At 66.9% G+C, this 10,339-nt stretch carries 10 protein-coding genes and 1 pseudogene; 3 read left to right on the plus strand and 8 right to left on the minus strand.

Going from position 1 to position 10,339, the window contains the following annotated elements:
• Positions 1 to 6: 6 nt before the first annotated feature.
• From VJ655_RS08630 to VJ655_RS08665, 8 genes and pseudogenes are all read right to left on the minus strand, one after another.
• A complete protein-coding gene (locus tag VJ655_RS08630; protein WP_324110659.1) occupies positions 7 to 1,179 on the minus strand; it encodes an acetyl-CoA C-acetyltransferase in 1,173 nt (390 codons plus the stop codon).
• Positions 1,180 to 1,223: 44 nt separating this feature from the next.
• Positions 1,224 to 1,667, minus strand: a complete 444-nt coding sequence (locus VJ655_RS08635; RefSeq protein WP_324110660.1) for a hypothetical protein — start codon at positions 1,665 to 1,667, stop codon at positions 1,224 to 1,226.
• A 193-nt stretch (positions 1,668 to 1,860) separates the two neighbouring features.
• Positions 1,861 to 2,199: a hypothetical protein gene (locus tag VJ655_RS08640; protein ID WP_324110661.1), complete on the minus strand. Its 339-nt coding sequence runs from the start codon at positions 2,197 to 2,199 to the stop codon at positions 1,861 to 1,863.
• Between the two features lie 272 nt (positions 2,200 to 2,471).
• Positions 2,472 to 2,837 carry a hypothetical protein gene (locus VJ655_RS08645; RefSeq protein ID WP_324110662.1) on the minus strand — a complete coding sequence of 122 codons (366 nt, stop codon included), beginning with the start codon at positions 2,835 to 2,837 and terminating at the stop codon, positions 2,472 to 2,474.
• Positions 2,838 to 3,207: pseudogene (locus VJ655_RS21065) on the minus strand (helix-turn-helix domain-containing protein); the annotation flags it as partial.
• Between the two features lie 85 nt (positions 3,208 to 3,292).
• Complete coding sequence (locus tag VJ655_RS08655) at positions 3,293 to 4,021, minus strand: FadR/GntR family transcriptional regulator (RefSeq protein ID WP_324110663.1); 729 nt, start codon at positions 4,019 to 4,021, stop codon at positions 3,293 to 3,295.
• Positions 4,022 to 4,201: 180 nt separating this feature from the next.
• Positions 4,202 to 4,810, minus strand: a complete 609-nt coding sequence (locus tag VJ655_RS08660; protein ID WP_324110664.1) for a 2-dehydro-3-deoxy-6-phosphogalactonate aldolase — start codon at positions 4,808 to 4,810, stop codon at positions 4,202 to 4,204.
• Between the two features lie 5 nt (positions 4,811 to 4,815).
• Positions 4,816 to 5,748 carry a 2-dehydro-3-deoxygalactonokinase gene (locus tag VJ655_RS08665; RefSeq protein WP_324110665.1) on the minus strand — a complete coding sequence of 311 codons (933 nt, stop codon included), beginning with the start codon at positions 5,746 to 5,748 and terminating at the stop codon, positions 4,816 to 4,818.
• A gap of 224 nt (positions 5,749 to 5,972) precedes the next feature.
• Between VJ655_RS08665 and VJ655_RS08670 the strand changes: the two genes are divergently transcribed.
• From VJ655_RS08670 to VJ655_RS08680, 3 genes are all read left to right on the plus strand, one after another.
• The gene (locus VJ655_RS08670; RefSeq protein ID WP_324110666.1) at positions 5,973 to 8,819 is read left to right on the plus strand and encodes a TIM-barrel domain-containing protein; all 2,847 of its coding nucleotides are present in this window, start codon (positions 5,973 to 5,975) and stop codon (positions 8,817 to 8,819) included.
• A gap of 146 nt (positions 8,820 to 8,965) precedes the next feature.
• Positions 8,966 to 9,118, plus strand: coding sequence for a hypothetical protein (locus VJ655_RS08675; RefSeq protein WP_324110667.1), 153 nt, complete (start codon positions 8,966 to 8,968; stop codon positions 9,116 to 9,118).
• A gap of 250 nt (positions 9,119 to 9,368) precedes the next feature.
• On the plus strand, positions 9,369 to 10,190 hold the full coding sequence (locus VJ655_RS08680; protein WP_324110668.1) for a flagellin: 822 nt from the start codon (positions 9,369 to 9,371) through the stop codon (positions 10,188 to 10,190).
• The last annotated feature ends 149 nt before the right edge of the window (positions 10,191 to 10,339 follow it).

Genomic DNA, 10,339 nt, shown 5'->3' on the forward strand with positions numbered 1-10,339 from the left:
AGGACGCTACAGCCTTTCCACGATCGTGACGTTGGCGAGGCCGCCGCCCTCGCACATGGTCTGCAGGCCATAGCGGCCGCCGCGATCCTTCAGGGCGTGGATCAGGGTGGTCATCAGCTTGGCGCCTGAACCCCCTAGCGGGTGCCCAAGGGCGATGGCGCCGCCGTTGACGTTCAGGCGGTTGGCGTCGCCGCCGGTGACCTTGAGCCAGGCGGTCGGCACCGAGGCGAAGGCCTCGTTGACCTCGTAGAGGTCGATGTCGCCGATCTTCATGCCGGCCCGCTCCAGCGCCTTCAGAGTGGCCGGGATCGGGGCCTCCAGCATGATCACCGGGTCATGGCCGATCACGGTCATGTGGTGGATGCGGGCCAGGGGCTCGACACCCAGGGCCTTCAAGCCGCGCTCGTTGACGATCATCACGCCGGCCGCGCCGTCGCAGATCTGGCTGGAGGTTGCGGCGGTCAGGCGACCGTCCTCGGCCAGCAGCTTGACCGAGCCGATCGAGTCCAGCGAGGCGTCCCAGCGGATGCCCTCGTCGACCTCGTGACGCTCGACCGCGCCGCCCTCCAGCGTGACCTCGATCGGCACGATCTCGGCGGCGAACTTGCCGGCCCTGGTGGCGGCCATGGCGCGCTGGTGGCTCTGCAGGGCGTAGGCGTCCAACTCGGCCCGCGACAGGTCGTACTTCTTGGCGATGGTCTCCGCGCCGGCGAACTGGCTGAACTGGATCCCCGGGTAGCGCTCTTCCATGCGCGGGCTCTTGTAGGTCCCGAAGCCGTTCTTGTAGGGCAGGGCCGAGGACAGGCCCATCGGCACGCGGCTCATGCTCTCGACGCCGGCGGCGATCACGATGTCCATGGCGCCCGACATCACGGTCGCGGCCGCGAAGTGGATGGCCTGCTGGGACGAGCCGCACTGGCGGTCGACCGAGGTGGCGGGCACGCTCTCGGGCAGCTTGGAGGCCAGGACGGCGTTGCGGGCGATGTTGATGGCCTGCTCGCCCACCTGACCGACGCAGCCCAGGATCACGTCCTCGACCAGGGCCGGATCGGCGCCGCTGCGCGCGATCAGGGCGTCCAGCACCGTCCCGGCCAGATCGGCCGGATGCCAACCCGAGACCCGACCGCCCTTGCGGCCCCCGGCCGTGCGCGCGGCCGCCACGATATAGGCTTCGCCCATGGTTTCCTCCTGTTCGTTGCGAGGAGTGAAACAGGCGTTGGAGCCTATGTCAGCGGTGACGCGGCGTCAGTCGGAACGGGTGCGCGAGGACGTCCCAGCGCGCCGCACAGCAGGGCCAGCATGGCCAGATAGCTGAAGCACGAACTGGCCAACCAAGCCGCCCACCGCCACAGGACGTCGTCGGCGGCCAGGGCGAAATGCAGCACGACATTGAGGGCCTGGAAGGCGCAGGCCCACATCGGCCACCACCGGTCCGAGCGCAGGGCGACATAGAGCAGGGCGAGCGTCAGCGCCAGGTCGACCAGCATGGGCGCGACCTGAAAGCCGCGCAGCAGGATGCTGTTGTAGACCAGGGCGCTGGCGACCCACGCCACGACCATCGCCGCGGCGCCGAAGCGTTCGGGCCATGCGCCGCGCCAGGCGGCCGCCCCGACCGTCACCAGCAGCGCGACCAGACTGGCCCATTGATAGAGGAAATGGAAAAGCATCGCCCGCCCTGGCGCTGTCCGGTCAGAGAACCGCCCAGACCCGATAAACAGGCTGAACTTGGTGCAATCTAGAACACGTCCAGGGCGTGCTCCAAGGCGTCGTCGTCATTCTCGATTGCAGAGCCCGCTCGATTGCAGAGCATGGCGCGACAGGGGCTCGCGTGGCGGGCCCCTGTCGTCCGGGTGCGTCGCGTCAGGCCGCGACGGTCAGTCGGCCCACGAGCGGGGTGGGCGGCTTTTCGGATCCATCGCCAAAGGCGACCGCGGACAGGCCGATGTCGTGTTGGGCGGTCGAGAGATGCTTGTGGGTCGTGACGATCCGCTCGCGCGCCGCGCCCAGGGCTTGCATCGTTTCGATGGCGGCCATCAGCGCGTCCTGGCCGATCAGGGCCGAGAGGTGGGCGCCCTGTCGAGCCGTTGGCATCAGGGCCGCCAGGGAGGCGGTGGTGGTGATGGCCGCGTCGATGGCGTTCTCGGCGGCGAACAGGGCGTCGGCGACCGTTTGGGCGGCCTGGCGGCGTTCCTTGAGCATAAGCAGTCTCCTTCGCGCCTACGGGGGCGCGTTGCCGGGGGTTCAGGGCCGGGGTTTCAGGACCTGGGTTTCAGAGGATGTGGAAAAGAGACCGCCCGGCTCCAACGCTTGCGCTTGAGAGCGGGTTCGAGCGGTCTAACCGCCTAGGCTCAAACTTGACGCGCTCTAGGCGAAAAGGCCTTCCAGGGCGTGAAGTCCCGCCAGGATCGAACCGAACGCGAAAGCGGTCACGATCATGACGGCCGCGATGAAGGCCAGCCGGAGCGGAAGGCTTAGATGGTTAGGTCGTCCAGATCCGAGTCCGAAGACCAGGACTCCGGCGGAAAGCTCTCGTCCATCACCGCGCTCGCGATGCACAGGATTTCCCGCATGACCAGCTCGCTCGGCTTGAACGAGGCTTGCTTGCGGGTGGCCGCCACCAGGTCGTGGACCATCGCCGCGCCATCCGGCTTCGCCGACAGGCTGGCCAGCTGACGTTCCAGCTCGCTCCAGGTGATGGGCGGCAGGGCGTCCGCCGAGTTGAGGGGCGGCCAGGTGCTGCGAAAGCTGATCACGTCCTGACGCAGGTACGTCGCGCGGCCGATCGCATCCTTCTGATGAGGGGTGAGTTCGTTCTGATGGGGGGTCAATGCGTTCACGGGAAACTCCTTCCTCGATGCGATCAGCAGACCGCAAGGAAGGTGGCTCGCCTAGCCGGGACGGATCGGACCCCGACGCGATCGGAGGGGGGGTGACAGGGGGGGTGACAGGTGGGGTGGCAGGGGCGCCGTCGCCCTGTCTGGCCCGGTTGAAGACCCGGCGCGCGGCGTCGTAGCGATCGGCCGCGCCCAGCCGTCGGCGGGCCTTGTCCAGATGCCAGTCGACCGTGTGCTTGGAGAGGCCCAGCTCGCGGGCGATCTCCTTGGAGCTCATGTGGCGATCGACCAGACGCAGGCACTCGCGCTCACGCTCGGTGAGGCGGTCGAGGTCCTCGACCTGGTCCGCAAGAGAAGGATCGCCCTTTTCCATCACCGGAACTTTACGGGAACGCCGTATTTCGGCAAGCCTCGCCACATTAAACCTTGGCCATGTGCGGGGCGAGCGGTTTCGACAGTCACGCCTCGCGGCGCGCCGCCTCCGATTCCGTGGCCGGCGACGCGGCGCGGATCAGCTCAAGAACATCGAAGATGATTTCGCGCATGGCGGCGGCGGCCTTGTCGGCGTCGCGGGCGATGATCGCCTCGGCCACGTCCTCGTGCGAGCGGATCGAGGCGGTGTGGCCCTTGATGCGGTTGGTGAAGCGGATGGAGATGCGCAAGGCCGTGTTCACCAGCTCGTGCAGCTCGCGATAGAATGGGTTCTTGGTCGCGTTCAGGATGGCGATGTGGAAGGCGATGTCGGCCGACAGCGGGTCGTCCTCGCCCTCGGCGGCGGCCTTCATGCGGCGCAGGCCCTTGCGGATGTCCTCCAGCCCCGCCTCGTCGGCGTTGCGCGCGGCCAGGGCCGCGGCGGCCGGCTCGATCCCCAGGCGCATCTCGGTGAAGTCGGCGAGCAAGCGCAGGCTGAACTTGCGCTCCAGCAGCCAGCGCAGCACGTCGGGGTCGAGCATGTTCCACTCGGCCTCGGGCTCGACCACGGTGCCGTGGCGCGGGCGGGCGCTGAGCAGGCCCTTGGCGGTCAGCATCTTGACGGCCTCGCGGGTCACCGTGCGGCTGGCGCCGAACTGCTTGGACAGCTCGCCCTCGGTGGGAAAGCCGACCTGGGCGTATTCGCCAGTGACGATGGCCTGACCAAGTTGCTCGACCAGACCGTAGGTCAAACTCAGGCCGGGCTGGGTGCGCATCGGCTGATCTTCTTTTTTTCTGCGGCGGCGAAGCCAGGACGATCGCTGCTCATTGTATTGGCTTGCTCCGCTGGCGTACGGAGTGATTTGCGCTGAATACAGCCGCGCCGTGGGCTTTCGGCAAGTGCGTTCGGGCCGGGCGCTCGAGCAAATCGAGAAGCGGACGACATCCGCCGCGCCCTATGCGTTCCAGGCGGCGACGAGGGCGGCGGCGCGCTGCCCGACCTCCTTGGCCGTATAGCCCGGACGAAAGAGCTCGCCGCCGACGCCGACGCCCGCCACGCCCGCCGCGCGCCAGGGTTCGAGATTGGCCGCGCCCACGCCGCCCACGGCGTAGACCAGGACGTCCCTGGGCAGCACGTCCTTGATCGCCTTGACGTGCCCGGGCCCGAACGTGCCGGCGGGGAAAAGCTTCAACGCCCCGGCGCCGGCCTTGACGGCGGCGAGGGCCTCCGAGGGGGTGGCGAAGCCCGGCATGGCGGTCAGGCCCAGCTCGACCGCGCGGCCGATGACCTCGGGATCGGTGTTGGGCGTGACGATCAGCCTGCCGCCCGCCTTGGCGACGTCGTCGACGGCCTGGGGCGTAAGGACCGTGCCGGCCCCGCACAGGGCCTGGTCACCGAAGGCGGCGCACAGCTTGCCGATGCTCTCCAGCGGATCGGGCGAGTTCAGCGGAACCTCGATCCCCCTGATCCCGGCCGCCACCAAGGCAGCGGCGATGTCGACGATCTCGTCCGGCTTCACGCCGCGCAGGATGGCCACGATGGGAGGCGGGGCGAAGTCGGGCATGACGCTCACTTGTCTTGAAATCTGGAAATCGCCGAAGTTCTGGAGATGGAGGACAGGCCGGCGAGGACGGCCGCGTCGCCATCGACGACGGCCGCGCCGACACCGACCCTGGCCAGGGCCTTTACATAAAGGTCGCCGAGGGGGCCGGCGCCGATCACGGTCACGGCCTCGATCGGCCCGAACCAGTCGCGCGCGGCGGCGACGTCGGCCCCGATCAGCAGGCCCGACAGATAGCCCATGGCGTCGGCGGGGCTCGTGCCGTCCAGCAACTGCCGGCCGCGGGTCTCGAACATCAGGTGGAGCAGGCGCTGGGCGCCGTGCGCGCCGATCCGCTCCAGGCCCAGGGCGAAGCCTTCGGCCGAACCCTCGGCCTGGGCGCCGCCGCCCGCCGCCAGGGTCGAGCGCTGCTTCAGCAGGGCGAAGGTCTCGCCGACCGGGGCGGTGACGAAGCCGGTGACCTTGCCGTCCTCGACCACGGTCCACTTGTTGTGGGTGCCGGGCAGGGCCAGAAGGTGGCGGCCGCGCTGAAGCGCCGGGTTTAGCGCAAGGGCGCCGAAGACCTGGGTCTCCTCGCCGCGCATCACGTCGGGGCCGCCCAGCGGGTTCACGCAGGAGAGACCCGGAACCAGGGTCACCGGCAGGCCGTCGGCCTCGAGGCGGATCGTGCGCTGGGCCACCGCCGCCGCATCGGCGGGGCAGGGGGCGTAGGGCGCCAGGCTCCAGCCTAGGCTAGAGCCGACCATGCCGCACAGGATCGCGCCGGCCGGGCTGGCCTCGCGCCAGTCGCCGACCAGGTTCAGGAAGGTCTGCTGGGGCGTTTCCGTCAGGGTGGAGACCCCGGGGCCATCGCGACGATGGATCACGCTCTTGCCCTGGCGCAGCCAGAGCCGCAGACGCGAGGTGCCCCAGTCGCCGACGATCACGACGTCCTGGTCCATCAGGATCGGTCCTTCGCCGCCGCGCGTCGCCGTCCCGTGCCGCCGTCGCTCATGATCGTCCCTGACGCTGGGCGTGAAGCGCCCGCTGCCGAGGATTTATAGTACAATATGGAGCGGCGCAATCGCGGCCTGTTACGACCACATGGGGACTGGCCAAGAGACCGCCGCGCGGCGAGTGTCTCCCGAACGATTGATAGCGCTATCAGGGCGCTCGACGAGGGAGGATGCGGATGGGCGCCTGGCGGATCGCGGCGGTGGTTTCCTTGGGCGCCTTGATGGTTTCGACCTCGGCCCTCGCGCTGGACGGCGGCTTCGAGAAGACGGCCGACGGGGTGGTCGTGACGCCCGCCTCGGGCCCGGCCAGGAAGGTCCGCCTGCGGGTGATGGGCGAGCGGATCATCCACGTCACGGCTTCGCCGACCGACGAGATCAAGGTCCCGCCCAGCCTGATGGTGATCGCGGCCCCCAAGACCTCCGGCTTCACGGTCACGCAGGCGGGCGGCAAGGTGGTGCTGAAGGCCGGCAAGGCCACGGCCGAGGTGGCGCTGAAGGACGGGACGGTGTCGTTCAAGGACGCCGACGGCAAGACGGTCCTGGCCGAGCAGGGCCGCTCTGCCTTCAAGCCCCTGACCATCGACGGCAAGGGCTTCTACGCCATCTCGCAGCGGTTCAATCCGGGCACGGACGAGGGCTTCTACGGCCTTGGCCAGCACCAGAACGGCCAGATGAACTACAATGGTCAGGACGTCGAACTGGCCCAGTACAATCGCGACATCGCCATCCCGTTCGTGCTGTCGACCCGCAACTACGGGGTTCTCTGGGACAACAATGGCATCAGCCGCTTCGGCGACCCGACGCCCTACGCCCTGGCCTCCCGCGACCTGAAGCTCTTCGACGAGAGCGGCAAGCCCGGCGGCTTCACCGCCAGGTACTATGTCGGCGGCGCGCTGAAGCTGACGCGCGTCGAGGCGGACGTGAACTATCAGTACCTAAAGGACCTGCCGAACTGGCCGGCCGAGCTGACGACCGCCGACAAGAAGCCGGTCAAGGGCGCGAGCGTGGTGTGGGAGGGCTATGTCGAGCCCAAGACCACCGGCGTGCAGAAGTTCAAGCTCTATTCGTCCAGCTACGCCAAGCTCTGGGTCGACGGCCAGCTGAAGATCGACCGCTGGCGGCAGAACTGGAACCCGTGGTTCCACAACTTCACCGTCCCGATGAAGGCCGGCGCGCGCCACAAGGTTCGGATCGAGTGGGAGCCCGACGACGGCTACGTCGCTCTGCTGCACAACGACCCGCTGCCCGCCGCCCAGCAGAAGTCGCTGACCCTGACCTCGGACGTGGCTCACGCGATCGACTACTATTTCGTGTCCGGCGAAAACCTCGACCAGGTCGTCGGCGGCTATCGCGAACTGACCGGCAAGGCCCAGGCCATGCCGCGCTGGGCCTACGGCTTCTGGCAGAGCCGCCAGCGCTACGAGACCCAGGACCAGATCGTCGGCGTGCTGAAGGAATACCGGGCCCGCAAGTTGCCGATCGACAACGTCGTGATGGACTGGCGCTACTGGAAGGACGACCAGTGGGGCAGCCACAAGTTCGACGAGACGCGCTTCCCCGATCCCCAGAAGATGCTGGACGACATCCACGGGACGAACGGCCACTTCATGATCTCGATCTGGGCCAAGTTCTATCCGTGGACCGAGCACTTCAAGGCGCTCGACGCCAAGGGCCACATGTACAGGCGCAACATCGAGCAGGGCGCGCTGGACTGGGTGGGGCCCGGCTACCTGAATTCCTTCTACGACCCCTATTCGAAGGAGGCGCGCGACATCTACTGGCGCCAGGTCAAGGACAGCCTGAAGCGCTACGGCGTCGACGCCTGGTGGATGGACAGCGACGAGCCGGACATGCACTCCAACCTCGACATCCCCGAGCGCACCCTGCGCATGGGGCCGACGGCGATGGGGCCCGGCGCGGAGTTCTTCAACTCCTACCCGCTGATCCACACGAGCGGCGTGTTCGAGGGCGAGCATGAGCTGAACCCCGACAAGCGCAGCTTCATCCTGTCGCGCTCGGCGTTCGGCGGCATCCAGCGCAACGGCGTGGCGGTGTGGAGCGGCGACGTCGTGGCCCGCTGGGACGACTTCCGCGACCAGATCTCGGCCGGGGTGAATCTTTCGATGTCGGGCCTGCCCAACTGGACCACCGACATCGGCGGCTTCTCGGTCGAGGATCGCTACACCAACCAGGATCCCAAGCACCTGGACGAGTGGCGGGAGCTGAACCTGCGCTGGTTCCAGTTCGGCGCCTTCTCGCCCCTATTCCGCAGCCACGGCGAGTTTCCGTATCGCGAGATCTACAACCTCGCGCCGGAAGGGTCGGAGGTCTATCAGAGCCTGGCCTGGTACGACGAGCTTCGCTATCGGCTGATGCCCTACACCCTGACCCTGGCGGGCGAGACCTATCACCGCGACGGCGGCATCATGCGCGGCCTGGTCATGGACTTCCCGCGTGATCCCAAGGTGCGCGATATCGACGACCAGTACCTGTACGGTCCCGCGTTCCTGGTGGCTCCCGTGACCCGCTTCAAGGCCCGCTCGCGCTCGGTGTACCTGCCGGCCGGCGTGTCCTGGTACGACTTCGAGACGGGCAAGCCCTATGCGGGCGGACAGACGGTCAAGGCCGACGCGCCGCTCAACCGCATGCCGCTGTTCGTGAAGGCCGGCGCCATCGTGCCGACCACGCAGGTCCAGCAGTATGTCGGCGAGACGCCCGACGCCCCAATCACCCTGGTCGTCTATACGGGCAAGGATGGCGCGTTCGAGCTCTACGAGGACGACGGCCTGTCGATGGCCTATCAGCGCGGCGCCTACAGCCGTATCCCGATCCGCTACGACAACGCCACCGGCCGCGTCACGATCGGCCCGCGCTCGGGCCGGTTCGACGGCATGGTCGACAAGCGGGTGTTCAAGATCCGCTTCATCGGCGCCGGCGCCAAGCCGACCGACTTCGACGCGGCCGACGCCGTCGTCGACTATTCGGGAGCGCCGGTAGTCGTGACGCGCGGCAAGTAAGACGCTCGCGGCCTTCCTCCTCGCGGCCTCCCTCCTCGCGACCTCCCTCCTCGCGACCTCCACGACGAAGGCTCAAGCCAGGCTGGCCGACTCCCGAGGGAGCCGGTCGGCCTTTTCTTCGTTGGTAGAGGCAAAGGAGCCTCTCGATGCGTCGTCGTCTTCGTCTGCTGTCCGACCTTTGGAAGTCGCTGGTCTTCATCGTGACCATTCGCGCGGCGGCCAAGCCCTGCCGCTCGCGCCGCATCCCGCCGGCTGGCCCCGAGGTCTCCTCGATGAGCGGTGTTGGGCAAATATCGTGAATTGAAAATTAAGCATGTCAGGTAAGACACTAGAATAGATGTGCCATAATGAGACGAGAAGTGGTGCGTTAAATTATTCTTATCTTCATTCATGAGCGGTTTATGATTAACAAAATAGTTCTATATCTTAATTGTATCTATCTGCTTCTTCAACGAAATGGAAAGCTAGTTGTCGGATACTTGCGGTGGGTAAAACGCCCACCGGCCGTCAAAATGACGCCGGAACACCTCGAATAGGAGTTGTTTCGTTATGGCGCTGAACAGCATCAACACGAACTCGGGCGCGATGATCGCCCTGCAAAACCTGAACGCCACCAACGCCGACCTGCAGACCGTCCAGCAGCGCATCAACACCGGTAAGAAGGTGGGCACCGCCAAGGATAACGGCGCCGTCTGGGCCATGGCCAAGACGCAATCGGCCACCTCGCAATCGATGAACGCCGTGAAGGACTCGCTGCAACGCGGTCAGTCCACCATCGACGTGGCCCTGGCCGCTGGCGACACCATCAACGACCTGCTCGGCAAGATGAAGGAAAAGGCCCTGGCCGCTTCCGACACCTCGCTGAACACCGCGTCGTTCAACGCGCTCAAGTCAGACTTCGACTCGCTGCGCAAGCAGATCACCAAGGCCTCGGATAACTCCAAGTTCAATGGTGTCAGCCTCGTCGGTGCCAGCGCCAAGGCGCTCGTCTTCCTGGCTAACGCGGACGGTTCTGGCCTGACGGTGAACGCTCAGACCCTGACCATCGGTGGGCTGGGCCTCAGCGCCACGCCGACCTTCACGACGGCCACCGAAGCCAAGACGATGATCTCCACCATCGACAAGGCCATCGGCACCGCCACCAACAAGCTGGCCGCCCTGGGCACCGCCTCGTCGGGTCTGGACACCCACCTGACCTTCGTCGGCAAGCTGCAAGACAGCCTGGACGCCGGTGTTGGCAACCTGGTGGACGCCGACCTGGCCAAGGAAAGCGCCAAGCTGCAGTCGCTGCAAACCAAGCAGCAACTGGGCATCCAGGCGCTGTCGATCGCGAACTCCTCGAGCTCGTCGATCCTGAGCCTGTTCCGCTAAGACGGATACCGCCGACGTTCGCGTCGGTCTTGGGGGCGAGCCTTCGGGCTCGCCCCTTTTTCTTTGGACGATCGGGACCGTCACCCGCACGCTATTCGTGGTTACCGCGCCGTTAACCAGCAACCCTTTGTTAGGGCTGACCATTCCGC

The sequence above is a fragment of the Caulobacter sp. genome, assembly GCF_035254145.1.
Classification (GTDB): domain Bacteria; phylum Pseudomonadota; class Alphaproteobacteria; order Caulobacterales; family Caulobacteraceae; genus Caulobacter.

What these genes read in the sequence shown, in the direction of transcription:
- VJ655_RS08660 (WP_324110664.1), bottom strand. Translation starts at nt 4,810, where the DNA reads ATGCCCGACTTCGCCCCGCCTCCCATCGTGGCCATCCTGCGCGGCGTG.
- VJ655_RS08630 (WP_324110659.1), bottom strand. Translation starts at nt 1,179, where the DNA reads ATGGGCGAAGCCTATATCGTGGCGGCCGCGCGCACGGCCGGGGGCCGC.
- VJ655_RS08680 (WP_324110668.1), top strand. Translation starts at nt 9,369, where the DNA reads ATGGCGCTGAACAGCATCAACACGAACTCGGGCGCGATGATCGCCCTG.
- VJ655_RS08635 (WP_324110660.1), bottom strand. Translation starts at nt 1,667, where the DNA reads ATGCTTTTCCATTTCCTCTATCAATGGGCCAGTCTGGTCGCGCTGCTG.
- VJ655_RS08665 (WP_324110665.1), bottom strand. Translation starts at nt 5,748, where the DNA reads ATGGACCAGGACGTCGTGATCGTCGGCGACTGGGGCACCTCGCGTCTG.
- VJ655_RS08675 (WP_324110667.1), top strand. Translation starts at nt 8,966, where the DNA reads ATGCGTCGTCGTCTTCGTCTGCTGTCCGACCTTTGGAAGTCGCTGGTC.
- VJ655_RS08655 (WP_324110663.1), bottom strand. Translation starts at nt 4,021, where the DNA reads ATGCGCACCCAGCCCGGCCTGAGTTTGACCTACGGTCTGGTCGAGCAA.
- VJ655_RS08640 (WP_324110661.1), bottom strand. Translation starts at nt 2,199, where the DNA reads ATGCTCAAGGAACGCCGCCAGGCCGCCCAAACGGTCGCCGACGCCCTG.
- VJ655_RS08670 (WP_324110666.1), top strand. Translation starts at nt 5,973, where the DNA reads ATGCGGATGGGCGCCTGGCGGATCGCGGCGGTGGTTTCCTTGGGCGCC.